The 23,902-nt window shown below is 58.3% G+C and carries 20 protein-coding genes; 6 read left to right on the top strand and 14 right to left on the bottom strand.

What is annotated here, in order from left to right:
- Window positions 1-87: 87 nt before the first annotated feature.
- Window positions 88-537 (bottom strand): potassium channel family protein, encoded by a 450-nt coding sequence (locus BKP64_RS14025; protein WP_083329318.1) that lies wholly within the window; start codon window positions 535-537, stop codon window positions 88-90.
- A gap of 156 nt (window positions 538-693) precedes the next feature.
- Here BKP64_RS14025 and BKP64_RS14020 point away from each other — a divergent pair, with 156 nt between their 5' ends.
- Genes BKP64_RS14020 through BKP64_RS14000 form a run of 5 tightly spaced genes read left to right on the top strand, consistent with a single transcriptional unit; the run spans window position 694 to window position 9,172 of the window.
- Window positions 694-1,935: an efflux RND transporter periplasmic adaptor subunit gene (locus BKP64_RS14020; protein WP_070971336.1), complete on the top strand. Its 1,242-nt coding sequence runs from the start codon at window positions 694-696 to the stop codon at window positions 1,933-1,935.
- A complete protein-coding gene (locus tag BKP64_RS14015; RefSeq protein ID WP_070971333.1) occupies window positions 1,932-5,099 on the top strand; it encodes an efflux RND transporter permease subunit in 3,168 nt (1,055 codons plus the stop codon). The genes BKP64_RS14020 and BKP64_RS14015 overlap by 4 nt, the downstream gene beginning before the upstream one ends.
- 14 nt (window positions 5,100-5,113) lie before the next feature.
- Window positions 5,114-5,797, top strand: a complete 684-nt coding sequence (locus BKP64_RS14010) for an ABC transporter ATP-binding protein (protein WP_070971328.1) — start codon at window positions 5,114-5,116, stop codon at window positions 5,795-5,797.
- A 7-nt stretch (window positions 5,798-5,804) separates the two neighbouring features.
- Complete coding sequence (locus tag BKP64_RS14005; RefSeq protein WP_070971325.1) at window positions 5,805-8,090, top strand: FtsX-like permease family protein; 2,286 nt, start codon at window positions 5,805-5,807, stop codon at window positions 8,088-8,090.
- Window positions 8,087-9,172 carry a lipocalin-like domain-containing protein gene (locus BKP64_RS14000; RefSeq protein WP_070971322.1) on the top strand — a complete coding sequence of 362 codons (1,086 nt, stop codon included), beginning with the start codon at window positions 8,087-8,089 and terminating at the stop codon, window positions 9,170-9,172. Before BKP64_RS14005 ends, BKP64_RS14000 begins: the two co-directional genes overlap by 4 nt.
- Before the next feature lie 4 nt (window positions 9,173-9,176).
- Here the strand turns inward: BKP64_RS14000 and BKP64_RS13995 are convergent, their stop codons facing one another.
- The 11 genes from BKP64_RS13995 to BKP64_RS13945 form a co-directional block, all read right to left on the bottom strand.
- Window positions 9,177-9,902, bottom strand: coding sequence for a proteasome-type protease (locus BKP64_RS13995; protein ID WP_070971320.1), 726 nt, complete (start codon window positions 9,900-9,902; stop codon window positions 9,177-9,179).
- Between the two features lie 96 nt (window positions 9,903-9,998).
- The gene (locus tag BKP64_RS13990; RefSeq protein WP_070971317.1) at window positions 9,999-10,784 is read right to left on the bottom strand and encodes a transglutaminase family protein; all 786 of its coding nucleotides are present in this window, start codon (window positions 10,782-10,784) and stop codon (window positions 9,999-10,001) included.
- A 2-nt stretch (window positions 10,785-10,786) separates the two neighbouring features.
- Window positions 10,787-11,719 (bottom strand): alpha-E domain-containing protein, encoded by a 933-nt coding sequence (locus tag BKP64_RS13985; RefSeq protein WP_070971314.1) that lies wholly within the window; start codon window positions 11,717-11,719, stop codon window positions 10,787-10,789.
- Window positions 11,713-13,146 carry a circularly permuted type 2 ATP-grasp protein gene (locus tag BKP64_RS13980; RefSeq protein WP_070971311.1) on the bottom strand — a complete coding sequence of 478 codons (1,434 nt, stop codon included), beginning with the start codon at window positions 13,144-13,146 and terminating at the stop codon, window positions 11,713-11,715. The genes BKP64_RS13985 and BKP64_RS13980 overlap by 7 nt, the downstream gene beginning before the upstream one ends.
- Window positions 13,147-13,352: 206 nt before the next feature.
- Window positions 13,353-14,561, bottom strand: coding sequence for an ammonium transporter (locus BKP64_RS13975; protein ID WP_070971308.1), 1,209 nt, complete (start codon window positions 14,559-14,561; stop codon window positions 13,353-13,355).
- A gap of 228 nt (window positions 14,562-14,789) precedes the next feature.
- Window positions 14,790-15,707 (bottom strand): flagellar motor protein MotB, encoded by a 918-nt coding sequence (locus BKP64_RS13970; protein WP_070971305.1) that lies wholly within the window; start codon window positions 15,705-15,707, stop codon window positions 14,790-14,792.
- A gap of 3 nt (window positions 15,708-15,710) precedes the next feature.
- Window positions 15,711-16,487 (bottom strand): MotA/TolQ/ExbB proton channel family protein, encoded by a 777-nt coding sequence (locus BKP64_RS13965; protein WP_070971303.1) that lies wholly within the window; start codon window positions 16,485-16,487, stop codon window positions 15,711-15,713.
- A gap of 67 nt (window positions 16,488-16,554) precedes the next feature.
- Window positions 16,555-16,974, bottom strand: coding sequence for a YkvA family protein (locus tag BKP64_RS13960; protein ID WP_070971299.1), 420 nt, complete (start codon window positions 16,972-16,974; stop codon window positions 16,555-16,557).
- Window positions 16,975-17,068: 94 nt separating this feature from the next.
- Complete coding sequence (locus tag BKP64_RS13955; protein WP_070971295.1) at window positions 17,069-18,727, bottom strand: phytoene desaturase family protein; 1,659 nt, start codon at window positions 18,725-18,727, stop codon at window positions 17,069-17,071.
- Entirely contained in the window at window positions 18,718-19,215 is a 498-nt protein-coding gene (locus BKP64_RS13950) for a DUF6231 family protein (protein ID WP_227515403.1), read from the bottom strand. Before BKP64_RS13950 ends, BKP64_RS13955 begins: the two co-directional genes overlap by 10 nt.
- Window positions 19,212-20,537 carry a DASH family cryptochrome gene (locus tag BKP64_RS13945; RefSeq protein WP_070971292.1) on the bottom strand — a complete coding sequence of 442 codons (1,326 nt, stop codon included), beginning with the start codon at window positions 20,535-20,537 and terminating at the stop codon, window positions 19,212-19,214. The genes BKP64_RS13950 and BKP64_RS13945 overlap by 4 nt, the downstream gene beginning before the upstream one ends.
- 166 nt (window positions 20,538-20,703) lie before the next feature.
- Between BKP64_RS13945 and BKP64_RS13940 the strand changes: the two genes are divergently transcribed.
- Entirely contained in the window at window positions 20,704-21,816 is a 1,113-nt protein-coding gene (locus tag BKP64_RS13940) for an S-(hydroxymethyl)glutathione dehydrogenase/class III alcohol dehydrogenase (protein ID WP_070971289.1), read from the top strand.
- Window positions 21,817-21,887: 71 nt separating this feature from the next.
- On the opposite strand, the gene BKP64_RS13935 is transcribed toward BKP64_RS13940, so the two are convergent.
- Both BKP64_RS13935 and BKP64_RS13930 read right to left on the bottom strand, forming a co-directional pair.
- Window positions 21,888-22,484, bottom strand: a complete 597-nt coding sequence (locus BKP64_RS13935; protein ID WP_070971286.1) for an antibiotic biosynthesis monooxygenase — start codon at window positions 22,482-22,484, stop codon at window positions 21,888-21,890.
- Window positions 22,485-22,559: 75 nt separating this feature from the next.
- Complete coding sequence (locus tag BKP64_RS13930) at window positions 22,560-23,885, bottom strand: DUF1329 domain-containing protein (RefSeq protein ID WP_099092592.1); 1,326 nt, start codon at window positions 23,883-23,885, stop codon at window positions 22,560-22,562.
- Window positions 23,886-23,902: the final 17 nt, after the last annotated feature.

Here is a 23,902-nt window from a genome sequence, read left to right as displayed (position 1 = left end):
CGTGTATTGAAGGTGTCCATATTTTTCATTAACTGGCATTAGATCAGATTTCAGGCGCCATTATGGCCGGCATTCGACCAAAGTCTATTATCGGGTTGGCCAGTAGCGCTGCATTTCCACAAAGAGGAAGGACGCACTCCAGGTGATGAGCACCAACCCTGTGAGGCCCTCGATGCCTGTCAGGAATCGTAGGCTGCCAAAGGCTTCGATGTCGCCGTAACCCAGGGTGGTAAAGGTGCTGAATGAGAAATAGGCGCAGTCCAGCAGGCTGCCATTGAAGTTCCCGGCCAGTTCCCCCCAGCCAGAGCCATGGTGCATGAAGTAGTAGGCGCCGGCGAAGATCCAGACTTCCAGGGTATGGGCAATGAGGACGCCGAATACGGCCAGGATCAGGCGGAAACGATGGCTTTGCCGCATTTTGGCGAGCAGGCTGCTGAGGCGAATCAGGGCTTCGTGATGGATAAGCACCACCACTGTCACAATCAGTGAATTAAGGATCACCGCATTGAGCAGGCCGACATGCTCTTCAACAGACAAATGTGCTTTACTCCGATAAGACTGACCGGGCTCGAAAGCCTGCGTGAAATTGACGCACCGGGTGTGGTTTTCCAATCCGAAACGACACCTTGATTGTATAGTAGTTCTGTCCCGTTAACCTACTGGGTTCCATTTACCTTAGCTGGCCATGAAGTAATGTCCAAACGACTCCTCCCCCTTATTATTCTTGCAGTTGGCGTTCTTGGTTTCCTGATTCTGAAGATGACCCGGCCCGAACCGGCTGAAGTCACAGCCACAGAGAGAAGCTGGCGTGTTGAAGTACAGACGATCGAACCTGGCAGCCACACTCCGGTGCTTCCTTTGTATGGCGAGGTGATGGCGCCGGATCAGGTCAATGTCACGGCGACATTGGCCGGCCGTATCGGAGCCCGCCCGGTCTCTGAAGGCGAGTCGGTAACGACAGGGGATCTGCTGGTGGCGCTGGAAGATGCGGATATTAATCCGGCGCTGGCCCAGGCCGAGGCCCAGGTCGATGATCTTCAGGCACAGATTCGGTCTGAGCAGGTGCGTTATCGAAATGACCTGGCAGCGCTGAAAACGGAGCAGGCAATCCGCGACAATGCCCGACGTCAGCTGGAGCGCACCGACTCGCTGGTGAAACGCAATCTGGCTTCCCGGGAGGATCTGGAAGCTGCCACGGATGCGCTGGCCCGGTCAGAGCTGACAGTGAGCACCCGCCAACGCGCCATTGATGAGCATCCTTCGCGGTTGCAGAGCCTGGAGGCGCGTCTGGCCCAGGCAGAAGCGGCTCTGGACACCACGCGCAGAGATGCGGAACGGGCCCGGGTCACCGCGCCCTTTGACGGTGTGATAACCGATGTGCAGGTCGCGCCGGGCGATCAGGTATCCCGCAATGAGCCGTTGCTTTCCCTATACCCCGTGAAGGGGCTTGAACTGAGGGCCCGGGTGCCGGAGATGTTCAGGGCGGAGCTGGTCGCGGCGCTGGATCGGGGCGAACGCCTTTACGCCTTCAGTGAAAATCGTCAGCACCGGTTTGAATTGGCCCGCTTTGCCGGTACCTCCGGCCCGGCTGGAACGGAAGCGATTCTGACTCTGACCGGCGAACCCGCCGGTATACGACCGGGCGGTTTGCTGCCGGTGAGCCTTGAGCGGCCCGAGCAATCTTCGGTGGTGGCCATTCCCTTCAGTGCCTTGTATGGCGCCAGCGTGGTTTACCTGATGAACAGCGAAAGCCGGATGGAACGGGTAACGGTTGAGCGCATTGGAGAGGCAAGAACGGCGAATGGCGAGCGCCAGCTGGTGGTTGCGGGGAAGGCGTTGATGCCCGGTGCCAGGCTGATTACCACCCATCTCCCGAATGCCATGAGCGGCCTGAAGGTGGAACTTGCAGCTGAGGCCGGGGAGCCCAGCCCATGAGGCGCAGAAAAGGCATCATCGGTTTCTTTGTCCACCACCGGGTCGCCGCCAACCTGGTGATGCTGGTGATGTTACTGGCTGGGACATTGGCCTTGAGTCGGATGAACATTCAGTTCTTTCCGACGTTTGCCCTCGATATTGTCAGTGTCCGGGTAGTGTGGAGCGGCGCTTCGGCCGAAGACGTGGAACAGGGTATAACCGACCCTCTTGAGCAGCGGCTGCGCAGTGTCGATGGCCTCAAGAAAATGACGTCCACTTCTGCCCAGGGCATTTCATCCATCACTCTGGAGTTTCAGGAAGGTACCAATCCGATCCAGGCACTGGACGATGTCCGGCAGCAAGTAGATGAATTTACCAATCTTCCGGCAGATGCCGAAGAGCCCCAGGTCACCCGCGTGGAACGCTACGAACCGGTTGCCAGGCTGCTGGTGTTTGGCGATGTGAATCGCGCCGAGCTCAGAGCTCTGGTCTACCGCTACGAAGACGAGTTGCTTGAGCGGGGGATCGACCGGGTTTCAATCCGTGGGTTGCCGGAGCAGCAGATCAGCATTGACGTGCCTGTGGAGCGGCTTGAGACCCTGGGTTTATCACTGGAGCAGATTGCCGACCGCGTTGCGTCCATTTCTCGCGATTTGCCGGCGGGTATGATGGCCCAGCAGGACGCGACCCGCGAATTGCGGGCAGTGGAACAGCGCCGGAGCCCCCAGGCGTTTGAAAACATTCCGGTACTCAGTGGGGGGCGGATCCAGTTGAGGCTGGGCGATATAGCGATCATCCGTCAGGAGGCCCGGGAGAGTCAGGTTACCCTGACCCGGGATGGTCTGCCGGCGGTTGAGTTGCAGTTACAGCGGGCTGAAAACGGCAATTCCCTGGCCGCAGCCAAGGTGCTTGAGACCTGGCTGAAGGACACGCGCCCCACCCTGCCGGCCTCATTAAAGCTGGAGGTCTACGATGAAACCTGGCAACTGCTGGATGATCGTATCTCACTGCTGCTAACCAACGGTCTGGGTGGTCTGGTACTGGTTGTGTGCCTGCTGTACCTGTTCTTGCCGGGGCGTGTGGCGCTCTGGGTTGCCATCGGCATTCCTACCGCCTTCCTCGCCGCATTGGCAGTGCTGTGGGGCATCGGTGGCTCCATCAATATGATCTCTCTGTTTGCACTGATCATGGCTCTGGGGGTGATCGTCGACGACGCTATTGTGGTGGGCGAAGACGCCGACGCCCACGCCCGGATGGGTGAGGAATCCATATACGCCTCGGAGGGTGCGGCCAAGCGCATGGTGTGGCCGGTACTGGCCTCTTCGCTGACTACGGTTGCCGCGTTCATGCCCCTGCTGGTCGTCGGCGGCATTATTGGAAATATCCTGGGCGATATTCCCACGGTGATGATCTGTGTGCTGATAGCCTCATTGCTGGAGTGTTTTATCGTTTTGCCCGCACACCTCCGCCATGCCTTCGTGCCCCGCCGTAAAAAAACGGGTAACCGGAAGGGTGTGGATACAAAAAAGGCGAATCCGGTAGAGCGTTTGCGCAAGGGGTTTGAACAGTGGTTCGACCGCTTCCGGGAAGGGTCTTTTCGTCGCTTTTCCATGCTGAGTCTCAGACACCGGGGTGTCACCGTGGCCGGAGCCATGGCTGTGGCGCTTCTGACCGTAGGGCTGCTGGCCGGTGGCCGACTTGGATTCAATTTTTTCCCGACGCCTGAGCCTTCGGTGTTCTATGCCAATGCGAGTTTTGTGGCAGGAACCGATCGCGGGACGGTCAATGGATTTCTGGGGAATATGCAGCAGGCGCTTAACGAAACGGAGGCCGATCTTGGAGGCGATCTGATCCTGCACGCAGTGACCACCCAGGGTGCGACGCTCGGGGCCGAAGGCAGCTCCCGGTCTGGCGACGAGCTGGGTTCAATGATGATTGAGCTGGTGCCCTCGGATCGACGATCTGTACGTAACCCTGAATTCATCAGCGAATGGCGCAGTCGGTTGGCACTCCCGGCGGGATTGGACAACCTGAATATTTCTGAGCGGCAGGCGGGACCACCGGGTCGGGATGTCAATGTGCGACTGACCGGAGATGACGCCGGGAAGCTCAAGAGCGCCGCCGACGAACTGAGCCAGGCGCTGGCGACGTTGCCCGGGGTGCTGGACGTGGAAGACGATATGCCCTGGGGCCGGGAGCAGTTGATTTATCAGGTCAGCGCTGCCGGTGAAGTACTCGGCCTGACCACCTCGGATCTGGGGCGGCAATTGCGGGCTGCCTTTGACGGTCGCATTGCCCAGATCTACCAGGACGGCCGGGATGAGGTTGAAGTAAGGGTGCAGTTGCCTCAGGCACAGCGGGAGCGTTTATCCACGATGTCTCAAATGACCGTGCGAGTGCCGGACGGTCGCTTTGTTCCGCTGAGCCAGGTTATGAATCTCGACCACCGGCAGGGGTTTCAGGCCCTGCGTCACGCCGATGGCAAGCTCTCGGTAGAGGTAACCTCGGGGCTGAACACCAGTGTCAGCACCACCGACCAGATCCTGGCCAGCTTGCAGGCAACGGCCCTGCCGGACATCGCCAGCCGGTTCAATGTGCGCTATAGCTTCGAAGGACGTGCGGCGGACCAGCGGGAAACCATGAACGACATGAAGACCGGCCTGATGATTGGTCTTGGCCTGATGTATGTGGTCTTGGTCTGGGTATTCGCGTCCTGGAGTCTGCCTTTGATCGTCATGGCCATTATTCCTTTTGCACTTGTTGGTGGCCTGCTGGGACACTGGCTGATGGGGCTTCAGCTGACCATTCTGTCGCTGTTCGGGTTGTTCGGTCTGTCGGGAATTGTGGTCAATAACGCCATTATTCTCGTAGCTTTCTACAATCAGCAACGGCAGAAAGGACTGGGCATTACCGATGCCCTCAACGAAGCGACAGTCCAGCGGGTCAGGGCGGTTTTGCTGACCTCCCTGACCACCATCGGAGGGCTGCTGCCGCTACTTTTCGAGACCTCGCTGCAGGCCCAGTTCCTGATTCCCATGGCGACATCGATTGCGTTTGGGCTGGGACTGTCGACATTGCTGGTGCTGCTGGTGATTCCGGCCCTGCTGTCCTGGCTTGAGGAGTTCCGGGAGTGGCGGGCTGAGCGCCACGGTACGACCGCACAACTTCTGGGTGCTGAGGACTGACCACGGGATAAAGCATGAACGAGGCGCTGTTAAGCGTTAGCAGACTGGCCAAGAGCTTTCAAAGCGGTGTAGAGCAGATTCCGGTGTTATCAGATATCTCGCTGGCACTGGCCGCCGGTGAATCGCTGGCATTGATGGGCCGTTCGGGGTCCGGGAAAAGCACGCTCCTGAACCTGTTGTGCGGGCTTGAGTTGCCGGATTCCGGAACAATATCGATTGCGGGGAACGTGTTTGACAGCGGTTTGACGAGCAATGGGCATTCCGGGGAACGGCGCTGGGCCGATTTGCGCCGGCAGCACCTCGGTGTGGTGTTCCAGGAGGCCAACCTGATGCCTGCCATGTCGTTGCTGGACAACGTTCGTCTCAGAGCAAAGCTGGCCGGGAAAGATGAGTCGGCTTGTGCCACCTGGCTGGATCGTCTCGCGATCGGCAGCCTTGCGGACCGTTACCCGGACCAGGTTTCAGGTGGCCAGCGCCAACGCGCCGCTCTGGCCATGGTGTTTGCCATGGAGCCTGCCCTGATACTTGCCGATGAACCCACCGGCAGTCTTGACCGGCTGACAGCGGATGAGGTCGCCGACGAATTGTTCCGGCTTCAGTCAGACTTTGGTTGCGGCCTGATCCTGGCTACTCACGATGCCGAACTGGCGGCCCGGTGCGATCAACGGCTGGACCTTGCCCACCGGGCATCGTCTTAGGCCCGCCATGACATTTCTCCCGGCCCTGTTCAGTCACTATCGCCGTCATCCTCTGCAATTGCTGGCGCTCGCTGTCATGATTGTGGTCGCGACCATGCTGTGGACTGGCGTCAGCCACCTTACCGATCAGGCGCGTGCAAGCCTCGGGCAGAGTGAGCGGGCCGTTGCGGAGCGCAGACAGATTGAGCGCACCGATGGCCAGAAGCTCACCGTGCAGGATTTTGTCAGGCTTCGGCGCGACGGGCTCTGTGTCATGCCCTGGCTTGAGGTGGTTCGGCCAGCGCCTGCCGGGCGTGTCATCGGCATTGATCCGCTGGCCGCAGCCTGTTTCGGCAATACCGGAGAAGGCGTCTCCCCCGGGCGTCAGCCTCTGGATGGCAAACCCTTTCTGGACATCAGTGAGGCCGCCGACCTGGCGGATTCCGGTCAGGATGCCCGGTCCGTTCTGTCGTTGCTGGTATCGGACAGGACCGATCCGTCGGCTTTGCCTACCGGGTATCGCGAAACCGCTTTCTCACTGGGGCCGGATACCGGCGAGCTGGGCGACAGTTTCCTGCTCAATCTGGATGCCCTTGGGGTTCTGGTATTACTGATCACTGCGTTGCTCTTGCGCAGTGTTCATCAACTGGGCATGGCGCAACGGCGTGACAGTTTTGCCCTGCTCCATCGGTATGGCGTGCCGCGCCCCTTGCTGAACCGGCTGCTGGTGTTTGAGATTGTCCTGCTTGCGTTGCTCTGCGTTGTCCCCGGCGTCTGGCTGGGCCGGCTTCTGGCCCGAGTCCTGGGCAGTAGCTTCGGCCAGGCGCTGGAAGGTCTGTTTGATATCCCCCTGTATACAGGGCAGGGGGAAAATTGGTTGATCCCGGTTCTGACCATGATGGCGGTGGTTGTCTTTGTCTGTCTTGCTGACATCCTCAAACTTCCGGCAAGGGCCTCTCTGATGCTCTCGGTGGGACGAGTTCGACTACTGGCCCTGGTGGCTCTCCTGGCGGGGTTGGCGCTTGCGCTGTTTGCTGATTCTCTGGTCCTGGTGTTCCTGGCCGTAGCGCTGGTTTTCATGGGTGCTGGAATCCTTTCACCGAGAGCGATCGCAGGTTTTGCGCGCTGGCAGGCCGGGCGTCAGCAGGACCCCCTGAAACGCTGGCGTTATTCGGAGCTGGGTGTTCTTGCCCGACGGCTCATGTTGCCTGTGGTGGCATTGCAGTTTGCGCTGGCAATGGTGCTGGCAGTGCAGGCCCTGGTGACGGTATTCGAGGAGACCTTCGATCAGTGGTTGTCCCAGCGCCTGGCGGCGGATTATTACATTGAAGTGCCGGCAGGTGCTGATGCCCAGCCGGCGGTAGAGTGGCTTCAGGCGCACACGGTGCTTTCAGAAACCGGTGAATGGCATCGGGTGCTTCGGGGTGACGCGCGGATCATTGAAAAAACCGGTGATTACGAGCAATCGGTGGATGTGCTTGCCATCGCTCCCGTGGGACCTCTGCTCACGGACTGGGCCCTGCAGAGTGCCGCCGACAACGCCTGGCAGGCACTCGCTGGCGGGATGGGCGTTATGGTTAACGAGCAACTGGCCCGCCGGCGCGCTCTCGCAGTCGGAGATACTGTCTTGCTCGTTGTTGCCGGCGAAGAACTCTCGTTGTCGGTTCTGGGTGTCTATCCCGATTACGGGCGTCCGGCGGGTGAGGTCTTGCTTAACGCGGCCCGATTGCCGGCGTCGTTTGAGCCATCCTTCGAAAGTTTTTCCATCAGCCCGGGACGGGCCAGCATTGATACGCTCAGAGTTGGCCTGAAGCAGGTCTGGAATACGGAGCAGGTTACTGTTCGGGATAACAAACGGGTGCGTGCACTGGCGGATGCCGTGTTTGACCAGACCTTCCTGTTGACCCGGGCGATCACGTTCCTGACGCTGGTCCTTGCCGCCGCCGCACTGCTTATTATGGGGTGGGTGTTCTTCTCTACTCGCGTCTGGTATTTCCGTTTGTTGGCCGTGTGGGGCCTGCGTAGAAGAGAGCTGGCCGGTCAGTTGGTGAAACTGGCGGTAGCCCTGACCGTGGGCACGGCTGCACTGGCGCTCCCTCTTGGAATCTGGCTGACCTGGGTGCTGGTCCATCGCATCAATCCACTGGCGTTTGGCTGGTCCCTGCCAATGGCGGTGTACCCTGAATTCTGGCTGGAGCTGGGAATGCTCAGCCTGGGAATCGGGTTGAGCATTGCTGCCTTGATGGGGCGTCAGCTAAGGCGGCCCACAACGATACCAACGTCCGCCAGTGGGCTGGCCGGAGGGGAACGATGAGGCCTTGGTGGCTTTTGCTCTGGGTTGCTCTGGCTGTTGCCGGATGTTCCGGTGAATCGGAGGATGCCGGCTTTGCCGGCCTTGCCAGCGGCAGCAAAGCCGGCCCACAGTCGTCATTCCTGCAGCCCGGACCGGGCGACCGGCTGCACTTCCCGGAGGACTTTGGACCCCATCCCCGGCACCGGATTGAATGGTGGTACCTGACCGCCAATCTTGAGACATCCGATGGGCGCCCCCTGGGAGTGCAGTGGACCCAGTTCCGACAGGCCATCCAGCCCAGACCTGCTGACCAGTTGCCGCCCTCTCCTTCCCGTTGGCCGCTCCAGGCAGCATGGATGGCCCACGCCGCCATCAGTCTCGATGGCCAGCACCTGTTTGCCGAGAAGCTTGCCCGGGGTGATATCGGTCATGCCGGCGCGGTGGCAGATCCCTTCAGGGTTTGGCTGGATGACTGGCAACTCGATCAGCAGCGGGAGCCCGGCAATTGGCGATTGCAAGCTGGAGCCCCCGACTGGTCCTATGATCTGCAATTACGTATCGAAGGTAATCCTGTGGCCCACGGTGACAATGGCTTCAGCGCTAAATCTGCCAGTGGTGAAGGTTCCATGTACTTCAGTCTGGTGGATATTGCCATTGAGGGAAATGTGACGGTGGAGGGGGAAACACTGGCGGTAACTGGCCGGGGCTGGTTTGATCGCGAGTGGAGCAGCCAGTTCCTGAAAGCCGGCCAGCAGGGTTGGGACTGGTTTGCGCTGCACCTGGATTCCGGCGACAAACTCATGGTGTTTCGTTTGCGGGATGACGGCGAGGCGTTTGAGTCCGGAACCTGGATTCCTGCAAATGGGAGCCCCAGGGCGTTGTCAGCCAGTGAAATAGTGCTGACGCCTCTGGCGTTCAGTGGGCAGACGCCGGTTCGCTGGCGACTTCAGTTACCTGACTATCAGGTCGATATTACCGTGGCGGCTCCGGCCGGAGACTACCGCAATACCGGGCTTTATTCCTACTGGGAAAGCCCGGTCAGCCTGTCGGGAAGCCATTCAGGCGAGGGCTATATGGAACTGACTGGCTATGATCAAGAATAGCCAGTCAACCGAGGCCCGGTGGCTCGAGGCTTGAAAACAGCTCCTGGATACCCTGGTGCCACTGCTGTCTGAGGGTATGGAAATAGTCGCACTGTTCTTCCACCCGGTCGGTAAAGCAGGGCTTGAGTCCATCCTTTCGATAGATTGCCACGTCCAGGGGCATGCCCACGGACAGATTGCTTTTCATGGTCGAGTCAAAGGAGATCAGTGCGCACTGGTAAGCCCGGTCCAGGGTTGTCTGGAAGTTCACGATCCGGTCGATAATCGGCTTGCCGTATTTTGATTCGCCGATCTGGAAATAGGGCGTTTCCTCGGTGGCCTCAATGAAATTACCTTCCGGGTAGATGTTGAACAGGCGGTGCGATTCGCCTTTGATCTGACCGCCAAGAATCAGCGAACAGCTGAAATCCACCTGGTGGAGCTTGCCATCCGGATTGTCCCGTTTGATAACTTCCCGCATGGTCTGGCCGACGATTTCTGCGGTTTCGAACATGGAGGCGGTATTCAAAACATTCGCTATGTCGGTGCCTGCCCGCCGCTCAAGCAGACTGATGACGCTCTGGCTGGTGGCCAGATTGCCCGCTGACAACAGCACCAGCTCGCGCTCCCCTGGCTGCTCGAACACGTGCATTTTGCGAAATGTGGAAATCTGGTCGAAACCGGCGTTCGTCCGGGAGTCGGATGCGAATACAAGCCCGTCGGCCAGTCGCATCGCTACGCAATAGGTCATGAAGCCCTCCTGATAAGGCTTTTTCAAACGAGCGTAGTCTAATCATAACCCCCGGTCGGGTGTGAGTGGTTTATTGTCGCATTTTCAGGTTTTTTGTTACTGACTGCCGGTCGCTTTCGTAACCCAGGCCCTGGTTTCCATGTGTTCCATGCCGCCACCGCTACGCACTCCCCGCACAGGGGCAGCATCCCGATAGTCGAGACCGACGGCGAGTTTGATGTGACTTTCTGCCACATTCAGGGTGTTGACCACATCAAAGGTATGCCAGTTGCTGCCAATCCAGGCTTCGGCCCAGGCGTGAGTGGCAACGTGATCATCGCTGGTCGAATGTATATAGCCGCTGACGTACCGGGCCGGAACGCCAATATGCCGGCAGCAGGCAATGAAAATATGGGTGTGGTCCTGACACACGCCGGCGCCCAGCTTGAAGGCTTCGCAGGCGGTATGGGTGACGGTCGTGGCACCGGGCATGAACGCAATGTGCTCGCGAAGGTGCTTCATCAGACGCACGAGGCTGCGCTTGTTGGAGGAGTATTGGCTGGCGAACTTCTTGAGGGCCTTGTCCGTTTCGGTCAGCACCGTGTGCCGCAAAAATACCTGGGGCGGGAAGGGGGAGTCGTCGCGGGTCAACGGCTTGCCGGTGAGGTCCACCACGCCCTCTGCTGTCAGGACGATTTCCGGGACGGCTTCATCGAAGGTCATTACGGTTACCGGGTTGCCGAACCCATCCGTCATCTGGCTGGTTTCGCCCGGCGTGTGGAGTTTCCAGTCGTGGATTCGCTGCTGTGGCGTGTTGCGCGGTGTCAGCCGGATATACTGAATGCTGTTCTGAACCGGGGTTTCGTAGGTATATCGCGTCTCGTGACGAATGTTGAGTCTCATTGTTACCACCCCATGTAATCTTTCTGGATTTGCCCGGCAATACCCTGAATGCGATCAAGAAAGTCCACCAGGTACTCATTGAGGCCGCGCTCCGCGATGTAGTCGCGGTCACCATAATGAATGTTGGCGTATAAACTGGAGGCCAGCCGTCGGGAGCGCTTTGCGTCTCCGCTTTCGACCTGCTCGAGCAGGCTGGCGATTTCCTTCAGGCAGCCATGCAGGGACCGGGGTACGTCGGGCTCCAGAATAAGCAGCTCAGCAACGTTCATGGGTTCCAGGTTATGGCCATAGGTGTTCTGATAAGCCTCGAAGGCCGCCAGGGAGTGCAGGACCGCGGTCCACTCAAAGAATGCCTGGGTGGCTTGCTGCTCCATAGCCCTCATGGCCATGACATGACGGATGTCGAGCACTCTTGCCGTTGTGTCAGCACGCTCAATAAACGTGCCGAGGCGCAGGAAGTGGAAGGCATCGTTTCGTAGCAGCGTGCCGTAGGCCGCCCCCCGGAACATGTGGGACCGTTCACGGACCCAGTCAAAAACGGTGCTGGCATTGGACTCCGTCACCCCCTTCTTGCGAAGTTCCTTGAGCTCGAGCCAGGCCTGGTTGATGCTCTCCCAGACATCGGCAGACAAATTTCCGCGGACATGCAGGGCATTGTCACGGGCACTGCCAATGATGTTGTAGACGCTTGCAGGGTGGCGGTCATCCAGCAGCAGGAAGTCAATCAGGTTCTGTGGCGTGATCTCTTTATAGTGTTCAAAGAAGACTTCCCGGGTTCCGGACACCAGCAAGGGTACCGAGAGCTGTTCCACCCGATCTTCCGGCACATCAATCAACGCCATGGTGAGACTGACGTCAAGCAGTCGTGCCTGGCTTTCTGCCCGCTCCAGATAACGGGCCATCCAGAACAGGCTGGAGGCAGCGCGGCTCAGCATAAGTCATCCTCCATTACCCAGGTGTCTTTGGTGCCGCCGCCTTGTGACGAGTTCACCACGAGAGAGCCTTTTTTCAGGGCGACGCGGGTGAGGCCGCCGGGCACCATCTGTATTTTCTTTCCTGACAGCACGAACGGACGCAGGTCCAGGTGCCGGGGCGCGACGCCCTCATCCACAAAGGTCGGGCAGGTGGACAGGCTGAGTGTGGGCTGGGCAATGTAATCCTGCGGCCGGGCCTTCAGCAGGCTGCGGAAAGTCGAGAGTTCTTTTTTGCTGGCCTTGGGGCCGATGAGCATGCCGTAGCCGCCTGCGCCCTGAGCCTCTTTTACCACCAGCTCAGGCAGGTGATCCAGCACGTATTGCAGATCTTTTTCCTTGCGACACTGCCAGGTGGGGACGTTTTTCAGGATCGGCTCCTCGTCCAGATAGAACCGGATCATGTCAGGAACATAGGGATAAATGGACTTGTCATCTGCCACACCGGTGCCCATGGCGTTGGTGAGTACAACATTGCCCGTGCGATAGGCTGCATAAAGTCCGGGCACGCCCAGCATTGAGTCCGGATTGCCAGCCAGCGGATCCAGGAAGTCATCATCGACACGGCGATAAATAACATCCACCTGCTGAGGGCCCACCGTGGTTTTCATGTAAACCTTGTTCTGGTGTACGAAGAGATCCGCGCCCTCCACCAGTTCCACACCCATTTGACGTGCCAGAAAGGCATGCTCGAAATAGGCACTGTTGAAGCGCCCGGGTGTAAGTACGACGACGGTAGGATCGGGTTTTAGTGACGCCGCCCGCAGGGTTTCCCCCAGCAGATTGGGGTAGTGGTCAATGGGCGCGACCGGAGAGTGGGCAAACAGTTCCGGGAACAGCCGCATCATCATGCGCCGGTTTTCCAGCATGTAGGACACACCACTGGGGCAGCGGAGGTTGTCCTCCAGCACATAAAAGTCGCCGTCGTTATGGCGGATCAGGTCGATACCGGCAATATGGGAGTACAGGTTGCGCGGCAGTTTCAGGTCCTGCATGCCGGGCTGGTACTGGGGGTTGGCAAACACCTGCTCGGCACTGATGACGCCGGCCCGGACAATGTCGTAGCCGTGGTAGATATCGAACAGGAAACGATTGAGTGCCTGCACCCTCTGGCGCAGCCCGGCCTGAAGTTTCTGCCAGTCGCTGGCGGATATGACCCTTGGAATGAGGTCAAACGGAATCAGGCGGTCTGCCCCCTGGTCCTCCCCATAGACGTTGAAGGTGATACCGAGTCGCTGGAACAGTACGTCGGCTTCCCGTCGCTTTTCCGCGATCAGGTCTTCATCCGCGTTGACCAGCCACTCTTCGAGCATCTTGTAATGAGATCGCACCCGGTTGTCTTGATCGAACAACTCGTCATACAGGCCTTCGTCTGGTGTCTGAATCAGCATGATTCTGCTCGTCTCCCTTGACCGTGCCAGTGGGTTTGGCACCTATGGGAACAATAGGCAGCAAAAGGCGGGCCAGTCGGTGTGGATTTGCTCTTATTATTGCCTTTTAATGAAAGGCGACCGCCGGACATCTGTCAATTGGGGGCATGTAAAATAAAACAGGCGGCCAGATGGCCGCCTGTTAAATGCATCAGCAAACCCGACGTTTATTCGACGGCTGTTGCGCCGATGCGGTGGATGCTCAAGTCCGCCCCATTGAATTCTTCTTCCTCGGTCAACCGCAGGCCGGAGACGGCCCTGACTGCGCCATAGACGATCAGGCCGCCAACAAAGGCAACAACGACACCTGCAACCGCGCCGATGAGCTGGGACATCAGGCTGACTCCGCCGAGGCCACCCAGAGCTTCCTGGCCAAAGATGCCGCAGGCAATGGCGCCCCAGACACCACAGACACCGTGCAGGGGCCAGACACCCAGAACATCGTCCAGGCGCTCGATCTTGTCCTGGGCCCATTCGAACAGGTAGACAAAAACGCCGCCAGCCACTGCGCCCGTGATGAGTGCACCAACAGGATGCATGAGATCGGAGCCAGCGCACACGGCGACCAAGCCAGCCAGCGGGCCGTTGTGAATGAAGCCAGGGTCTTTCTTGCCCAGCACCATGGCCACGAGAATGCCACCGACCATCGCCATCAGGCTGTTGACGGCGACCAGACCACTAATGCCATCAAGGGTCTGGGCAGACATGACGTTAAAGCCAAACCAGCCGACGGTCAGGATCCAGGCGCCAAGGGCCAGGAATGGAATGTTTGACGGTGCGAAGGCAACCACACGGCCATTCCGATAGCGGCCGTTTCGGGCGCCCAGCAGCAGGATAGCGGCGAGCGCGACCCAGCCACCCACAGCATGCACTACAACAGAGCCGGCAAAGTCATGGAAAGCTGCACCAAACTGGGTCTCCAGCCAGCTCTGAAAGCCAAAGTTACCGTTCCAGATCAGGCCTTCGAAGAAGGGATAAACCAGCCCGACAATCAAACCGGAGGCGATCAGCATCGGATAGAATTTGGCGCGCTCCGCGACACCGCCGGAGACGATGGCCGGAATGGCTGCAGCAAAGGTCATCAGGAAGAAAAACTTCACCAGTTCATAGCCATTGCCGGCGGTCAGCTCAGCGGCTCCGGTCATGAAGTGGCTGCCATAGGCAACATAGTAGCCGACGAAGAAATAGAGTACTGCAGAGACGCCGAAATCGGTCATGATTTTGACCAGGGCGTTGACCTGGTTCTTGTGGCGAACGGTGCCCACTTCCAGGAAGGCAAAGCCGGCGTGCATGGCCAGTACCATGATGGCACCGATAAGAATAAAGAGTGTGTTGGCGCTTTCGGTCAGGGTGTGTACTGCACTCGTGATGTCCACGGGTTTTTCGCTCCTGATGTTGTGTTTGTCAGCCTCTGTCGGGCTGTCTGTGCATTGGTAAGGTGCACAACAAGCAATTGGTGTTCCAAAATAATGCAAATCAATGACGGGCAGGAGCTTGGCCGAATGCCAGGACGCTAGTGGGAGACGTGACGGGGTATTTGTGCACTAATGAGGTGCAATTCTGGCAGGCATGCACTGAATTGGCTGCATGAAAGGCTCTGATGGTTACCAGCTGATTTCACCCGGAGGCGTACTTCCGGACTCGATACCGATGACGGCCTCCTGATCCCGGGATCCAGACTCAATCAGTTCTTTCAGCTCTATTTCCTGCTCCTGCAGTGGACCGGAAAGGTCAATAATAATTTCCACCCGGCGGTTCTTGGCGCGGTTTTCAGCGGATGAATTTGGAACACGGGGTTCGGTATCGGCAAGCCCCTTGACCGCCAGCCGGGTGGGCGCGACATCCCCGGTGGCCAACAGCACATTGGCGACAGCGGCGGAGCGTGCCGCAGACAGGTCCCAATTGCTGTAGAAACGCGCGGTGCGGATAGGGACATCGTCAGTGTGCCCTTCAACCGTCAGTTCGCCGGGAATATTGGCCAGCACTTTGGCCATCTCAAGCAGCAGCCCTTCAAACTCCCATGTCAGTTCCGCGGAGCCGGACGGAAACGAGCCTTTTTCCTCTACCCGGATCACAATGCGGCGCTGGTCCTGTGCGACATTGATCCGGCCATCACGGATTGCTTCTTCAAGCACTGTCATGATCTGCTCGGTGCTCTGATCCATGGTTTCCTGCATGGCCGACTCCACCGACTGCTCTGTCGGGCTTTTCAGTGTCTGGAGTTCGGGTTGCTGGTCTGTTGTGGTCTGCTTGACCTCATTAACCACGGTGGGCTCTGGTGGTGCGGGGGAGAACTTGTCAAAAATGGGGCTGGTGCCTTGCGGGATTTCGAGCGCCGGTACTTCGCGCTGAACACCGAACGCCTGGGAAAGCTCACCTGCGATCTGCTTGAACTTCTGGGCATCAATCTCCGAAAACGACAACAGGAGAACGAAGAAACACATCAGTAGCGACATCAGGTCCGCAAATGTCACCACCCAGGCTGGGATTCCCGGTTTTTCCTCTTCAGGTAATTCGTCCATGGATTATCCGCCCGCAGCTTCCGGCTCAGCGACCTTGTTGCGCTCTTTTGGTGGCAGGTAACTGGAAAGCAACTGCTCAATGACCCTCGGGTTGGTGCCTTCCTGGATCGCCACCAGCGCGTCGATATAAAGCGACTGCATGCGAGCCTCTTCGGTCATCCGCAGTGACAGTTTGTCTGCGATGGGCGAGGCAATCATTGTCGCCAGCATGGCGCCATAAAGCGTGGTCAGCAGTGCAACGGCCATGGCTGGCCCGATGGATTTGGGGTCTTCCATGTTGGACAACATCTGCACCAGGCCAATCAGTGTTCCGATCATCCCCATGGCTGGGCCGACATCCGCCAGGGCGGTAAAAACCTTGGCGCCGGAGCGGTTGTGGTCGAGCGTCATCAGCCGCTCTTTGCTGAGCAGTTGTTTGATGGTTTCGCCATTCTGGCCATCCACCAGCATCTGCACTCCCTGCCCGAGAAAGGGCGACTCTACATCCCGGCCTTCAAGGCCAAGTACCCCCTCTTTGCGGGCCACCTGGGCGACGTCCACCAGCTCGTCGATGGCGGAACGGGTTTCGGGGAGTTTGAACTTGAAGGCGCGGATGGCCGCTCCGAAGGCACCAAAGAACTGGGAGAAGCTGAACTTCGCCAGCACCACCAGCACGCTGCCCCCGAGAACAATCAGAAGAGACGGACCGTTGAGAAAAACATCGGGTGATACTCCGAGGATAACGGCTGATGCGATCAGAACGATGGCCCCAACGAGGCCGATCAGGGTGGCGAAATCCACGTTTTCTCCGGAGGCAGGTGTTTGGTTAATGGTCGGGGGTTGAGATTACCGGTAGTTCACTATTCAATCAATTGGATTGAGGCGATTGGCTCAGATCTTCCGTGTGTTCCTTCCACGCCGCATAGCGATGAAGGTCCGACTCAACCATCTTCAGGCACAGGGCTACTACCCCGGCATCGTCCAGGAAACCGAAACCGAGAATGATATCGGGAATAACATCCAGCGGGTTGAGAACGTACAGCAGGGCCCCGGCGACAGCCGCGATGGTTTTCCAGGGTACGCTGCGGTAGTTGCCGTTCCAGTAGTCACGGACCATCGAGAACATCAGTTTGATGTCGGCGCTGAAGCGTTTGAGCTTGCCGCTGTTCTTTACCTTCTCTTCAATAGCCCGCTGGCGCTCAAGCAGGCTTTCAAGGTCTTCGCGATGAACCTTTTCTGCCTCTGATTTCAATTGCTTCTCAGCATTTTTCTGGCTGAACAGGGCCATGAAACATTGTCCTTTACGCTGACGAATTGTGAGGGCGTATGATCGCCCAGGACTGATGGTTTTGCCAACGGTCGATCGCCAACTGACGTGTTGGCTACCCGACAAAAATACGTTTGGCCAGGCCCGCACCACGCCAACCCCGGATGGCGAGCGTTGTCACCAGGCCGCCGATCATTGCGCCCACCACGCCGCAGGTCAGAACATCCTGCCCGGTCAGATAGAGCCCCGGGATATCGGTCTTGGGCTTCAGCCAGTCCTGCTCAAACCGTTCCGGGGTGTGGTCAAGGCCGTAGAGTTCGCCCCGCCCGTATCGGCAGAACCAGGCTGTGGACAGTGGTGTGGAGGTTTCGACATAGTCGACCTTGCCGCGTAACTGGGGCAGTTTTGCGTACATGACCTCCAGCACCTGGTCAGTGATGCGCTCCTTCATCGCTTCATAATCTTCACCACGCTTGCCCCAGATGGTGTCAGCCCAGGGCTCGAACATCTCCCAGGTGGTGGGCGCGACAATTTCGATGGTTGAGGTGCCGGGCCACCGGTTCTGGTAATCCGGGTCTTTGGCCGCCGGGAACGATATGTAGACCACCGGGAACTCGCTGTGCTCGGGATTCTTGATGAATTTCTGGACATTACCGTCGTGGTCAGCACTGGGGTAAATCCAGAAATTGGTGCGGGGCAGGCCAAGCTGTTCCGGCGTGCCTTTAAGGCCGATATACAGCCCAATGTGCGGCATGGAAGGCGTTATGTGCTCGCGCTTGCTGTGGTAACCGGCGTTTTCCGCAACATCCTCCGGCAGCAGTTTTTCAAAGGTATTGATGATCCCGGCGTTGCTGATGACCAGTGGCGCCCGGATTTCCTCACCGTCGGCCATGCGAACGCCGGTGGCCTTGCCCTTTTCAATCAGGATGTCCGTGACATCGGCGTAGGTGAACACTTCTCCGTCGGGTTCCTGGATCACCGGAATGATGGTTTTGGCAATCTCGGAGGCACCGCCCACAGGGTAAAAGCCTCCGTAAAGGTAGTGCTTGGCAATCAGGGCATGGACCATGAAGCTGGACTGTTTCGGGGTGACACCGCAGTCGCCCCACTGGCCGGTGATGGCGCCAATCAGTTCCTCGTTGTCGGTCAATTCCCTCAACACCTCCCAGGTGGTCTTGTTGAAACAGTCCGGCAGAGCAATATCTAACCCCTTGTGCACTACCGGGCCGAGGATTCCGGGCGTGAGTTTGGATAACGTGTACCACTGCATGCCATCGGCAACTTTTCCAAGCAGCTCGACGTAGCGGTCGATGGCCTCCTGTTCATCCGGGAAGGCGCTGAGCAATGAAAGCCTTAAGCCCTCTTTGCCGGCCCGAAGATTAACGACCTTGTCGCCAAGGAAAAACCGGTCGTAGTTCTCGTCCATGGGGGCCCATTTCAGTTTGCCCTCGGTGATATAGTCGAACAGCCGACGACCGAGGGTGTTGGGCGAGCCCATATCGCCGATATAGTGGACACCCACGTCCCACTCATAGCCATTGCGGGCATAACTGTGGGTGTAGCCGCCGGCCGTATAATGCTGCTCCAGAACGAGGATCTTTTTGCCGGCCTTGGCGAGGCAGGCCGCGGTGGTCAGCCCACCTATGCCGGAGCCGATCACGATGGCGTCATAAGGTCCCGTGAGCCGGTTAGCCCGGTAACGGGTGCCGATGCGAATCGTGCTTGGCTTGAGCTTCACTTTTGCGTTTTCTTTTGATTCGCTGTTCACCACCATGCTTTTCCCCACATTTCCGGATTGGCCCAGTTTCTGGGATTGTTCCAGGCCCGTTTATGGTTGTATGTGTCCAGGTTGTATGTGTACAGCGTCAGCGGGCCCTTATCGCTGTCCAGTTCTGCGTGGCGCCGGAACCCCAGACCGATAAAATCGGTAAAGGCCCAGTCCGGCGCCTCACCAACCAGGACGGCAATCTGATGAGTGCCATAATTACGTATTTGCCCGAGCAATAACGCGCCCTCGTCATGGGGCAGGTGCTCAAGGGTGTCGGAGATCAACGCCAGGTCCTGAACGATGTCCAGCTTCAGCGTGGCATTAGGGTCAGAGGTGTCCAGCGTCCTGATGCGGGATCCTTCTTTATGTTGCTGCCACATCTCGGCGACCTCGCCGGCGATCGAGCCACAACAAAGCAGTGTTTCGGGCCGGGCAGTGTCGATGATCCGCGCGAGGGTTTCCCGGGGTGTGCTGGTGTCTCTGGATGCTGTCATGAAATGGGCCAGTCCGCTGCGTCCACTGTGTGTAATCCCACCGGCTGATCTGCGTGGCCACCCCATCGATCCACAAACGTGTCGAGGGGATCATACTGTTTGGCCTGTTTTTCCAGATTGAACTGCCTCAACCCGCGGGGGTCAGCACCTACGCCGGCCAGGTATTGCCAGTTGCCATAGTTGCTTGCTACATCATAGTCGATCAGTTGCTCTTCAAACCATGCCGCGCCATATCGCCAGTCCAGCTCCAGCTCGTTGACAAAACAGCTTGCCACCAGTTGCCTGGCCCGGTTGCTCATGTAGCCGGTTTCACGAAGCTGGTTCATGGCGGCGTTTACCAGAGGGTATTCGGTATTGCCCTGGCACCAGGCCTTGAACCGGTGTCCATAAAATGTGGCGGGGCGGCGTTTTCGCTGAACACCGTCACGGCGAAAAAGATTGACGCCGTGCTTCAGCGCGTACCAGTAAAAATATTCCCGCCAGAGCAGTTCGAACCAGAGCCAGTAGGTGGACTCGTTTTTGGTTTCGCTACGTTCATATTCTGTGATGGTGTCTGCCACTTCCCGGACCGACAGCGAGCCGTTGGCAAGCCATGGTGAAAATTTGGAGGAGGCGCCCCAGGTGTCGAGCGCATTGCGGGTTTCCTTGTAGGTGTCGACAGCATGGGTGACGAACAGGAAGTCCCGGAGTTGTTGCAGCCCCGCCTCTTCGCCCCCGGTAAACCGGAGCGGATGTTGTGGCTCGGCAATGGGTGGGCAGCTGCCCCGGTTGTCTTCAGGGAATCCTGGAGGTGGCGGCAGGGCTGTCAGGGTGCGTATGCGTAAACGCTCGGAACAGCGTTCGCCGGTTTTCTCGACCAGTTTTCGGAATTGGGAAAAGGTATCCGGCAGATCCCCCAACTCCATGGGCAGGGAGCCCTCGGTAAACAGACTCAGGGTTTCGAATTGCTGGAACAGGGTGTCCGGTTTCCGCTCCTTGATCATCTGCCATTGCCGGGCTTCGTCGGTGCCTGGCTGTCGGGAACGGATCACTCGCTGGATTCCGTGAGCCTGCACCAAGGCGGGAATCACGGACTCGGGCTCGCCAAAGGCGATATGCAGGCGCTGTCCCAGTGGTCTCAGAGTGCGCTCCAGTGCCATCAGGCTTTGCCAGAGGAAACGCCAGCGATGATCGCCCATGGCTTTGCTCTGCAGCGGACCGGGCTGGAACCAGCGCGGATCGACCACATAAACGCACAGCACCATGTCTGATTTCGAGGCGGCCAGCAGAGCTGCGTTATCATGCAGGCGAAGGTCCCGTGTAAACCAGTAAAGCGTATGCAACGTAAAAGCTCCTCAACCTCAAGACTGTGCCTTCTAAATACGTTTCAAGTTCAGAAAAGATTTTGAATAACATCGACAACGCCAAGTCGGCTAAAATGATTCAAACACGTAACGCCTGAAATGTCGCAGCCCCAAGGGTGCGATCCGATATTAAAGGAGCCTGACAGTGATCAAATCCCGCGCCGCGGTGGCCTTCGAAGCCAACAAACCGCTCGAAATCGTTGAAGTCGACGTTGCCCCGCCCCAGGAAGGCGAGGTTCTGGTGCGCATCGTTGCCACCGGTGTTTGCCATACTGACGCCTACACGCTCTCGGGCGCCGATCCCGAAGGCCTGTTTCCAACCATCCTCGGCCACGAGGGTGGCGGTATTGTTGAAGCGGTCGGCCCCGGCGTTACCGGACTGGAAGTGGGTGACCACGTTATTCCCCTGTATACCGCCGAATGCGGCAAGTGCAAGTTCTGCACCTCTGGCAAAACCAACCTCTGTGGCGCCGTGCGGGCGACCCAGGGCAAGGGCGTCATGCCGGACGGTACCTCCCGCTTCTCCTACAATGGCCAGCCGCTGTATCACTACATGGGCTGCTCCACCTTCTCCGAGTACACCGTGCTGCCGGAAATCTCCCTGGCCAAGATCCCCAAGGAAGCCCCCCTGGACAAGGTCTGTCTGCTGGGTTGTGGCGTCACCACCGGTATTGGCGCGGTGCTGAACACCGCCAAGGTTGAGGAGGGTGCAACCGTCGCTATCTTCGGTCTGGGTGGCATCGGCCTGGCCGCCATCATCGGTGCCAAGATGGCCAAAGCCGGCCGGATCATCGGCGTCGACATCAACCCGGGCAAATTCGACATTGCCAAACAGCTGGGTGCCACAGATGTGGTCAATCCCAACGACTACGACAAGCCGATTCAGGAAGTGATTGTCGAGATGACCGACGGCGGTGCCGACTACACCTTCGAGTGCGTGGGCAATGTGAAACTGATGCGTGCGGCGCTTGAGGCCTGTCACAAGGGCTGGGGCGAATCCACCATCATCGGTGTCGCCGGTTCCGGCGAGGAAATCAGCACCCGTCCGTTTCAGCTGGTCACCGGTCGGGTCTGGCGTGGTTCAGCGTTCGGCGGTGTGAAAGGCCGTACCGAACTGCCGGGCTATGTGGAAAAAGCCGAAAAGGGTGAGATTCCGCTGGATGTGTTTATTACCCATAACATGCCACTGGAGGATATCAACAAGGCCTTCGACCTGATGCATGAGGGTAAGAGTATTCGGACGGTTATTCATTTCTGATATCGTCGGGAGCAGGTCAGCTTAGTCTGGCTTGCTCCTTAATGATGGTATTTCGGTGCGAGGTACTCCGCTTAACGGTACTTTCTGTCCTTCAGCGGAAATAACCAGAATGCAAACCAGCGGGTCATCCTCGGCATGAGCACATAGCTCATCAACAACATCACCACTATGGTCACGAGCATTGTCCGCAAAAGAAGCGGCACCTGTGCCAGCAAGTCCCCAAACAGCACGAAAACGAGCGTGACCGACGGGTAAAGGGCAAGCCAGCTGACAATGGTCATCTTCCATTTTGGCGGCGGCTTCACCGGATTCTGGCCCGGCAATGTAAACCAGGTCACGATGCCCGAGGTAACTTCCCGCTCACTGGGCTGTACCAGCAGACTCTCTATCTGCTCCAGCAACTCTGCTCGCTCCTCGGAAGCTTCCCAGGCAGCCAGCGATTCCCGGTCACGGAACTTGAACACGATGCGGTATTCCGGATCGTCCGGTGAGGCAGGCCTGAACATGGCAGTACCGAGATACCCCGGAAAACGGGAGGCCCGTTCCGTCATTTTGCTGCTCAGAGCCTCAAATGCTTCCTGATTGCCCTTTTTGACCCGACGGGAGACGACAACCGTCAGGGGCTCCATTGAGTTTTGTTCGCTGGTGGGTGACTGGTTATCGGTCATGTTCGATATCCTCAATAATCCAAAAAAGGGGCCCGCATAAGCGGGCCCAATGGAGAAGCAACAAGGATCCCTGGATCAGCTTCCGGTTGCCCGGAGGTGTTGAACGTTGAACATTTGTGGCGGTGACAGCTCCGGATCAACCTGTCCCTTGAACTGGCCGGTGGTGCAGTGGCTGGCCTGAACATCGATCATGCTGAAGCTGTCATCGATGGAGACACCGCTGCCCTTGTTCTTCGGCAGGTGGTGGTCAGGGTGGGCCTGGCCAATGGTGAAGGTCTTCCACAGGCTGCCTTTACGGTCATAGGACACGGTACGGGGAATGGTGAAGGTCTGGGCATCGATGTAGTGAACCCGCTTGGACAGTGGGTGGCTTTCATCCACCGGTGCCGCTTCAACCTCGTACACCTTGCGTAACTGCCAGGTGATGTCCGGGAAGCAGCCACCCTGGCCACTGAACGCTACAACCTGATAACCGTCGCTGTCGCTGTGGGTTTCGGAATCCAGCGTCAGGTCGTTGTGGTTGTAGAAGGGCATCAGCATGTAACGGGTGCCTTTGTAGGTCCAGTCCATGTCCGAGATACGACCGTTGTAGCCTTCGAAATCCTCGATCATCAGATCAGACCCGAGGAAAGCGTCGGTGACCTGGCCGGTCGCGAGACGACGAACCCGGCGCTGGAAGCCCAGGTAGAGCCAGGAGTTGTCCCGCTTGAGGTCATCCGCAGCCCGGTGAATCAACAGCTGGGTATTGCGCACGTCGGCGGGGTCCAGAACCTGAACGTAGATGGCGCGGAACAGGTCAGACGGGTTCGGGGTGATTTCCGGCGTCGGCTCCTGGATCACCCGGCCCTTGTAGTTCAGGAAGTGGAAGTTGAACTTGATGGTGCGCTCCACTTTGGCGGAATCCATGTCCCGGTACTTCCAGTAGAACGGGTAAATGGCGGCGCTGTCACCCCAGTTGTAGCCATACTTGTAGTTCCAGGCGAGTTTTTCGCCGGCCCTTGGGTCGTTGGCATCCGGCTCCTGCGGGAACGGTCGGCCAGCCTGCCAGCCACTGATTTCACCGACCTGATCGCCCAGCGTTACGTTACCGAGCCCCGTACGGGTTGCTTCAACGTAATTCTCGTTCAGATCAAACGATGTCGTTGCGCCAACCTCAATGGAGGTCCAGCCATTTTCAATGAAGGTGTAGAACGCCGGGTCGATAACATCCTTGAATTCGGCCACGTTGGATTGGTCAATGGTCATGCCGGCGTTCAGCCCCTCCTCGGTCGGAACGCTGTTCGCATAGGGATAGAACGAGTTGTTCACGATTTCCTCGCTCGCCTGCACGTGAGCCGCGAGCATGCCAGTGGCAAGGCCGGCGGTCAGGCAGCGGACAAGGAGTGTTTGTTTTGTTTTCATCATTTTCGTCCTCTCGA

The organism is Marinobacter salinus (assembly GCF_001854125.1).
Classification (GTDB): Bacteria; Pseudomonadota; Gammaproteobacteria; order Pseudomonadales; family Oleiphilaceae; genus Marinobacter; species Marinobacter salinus.
This window is presented reverse-complemented; position numbering and strand designations above follow the sequence as displayed.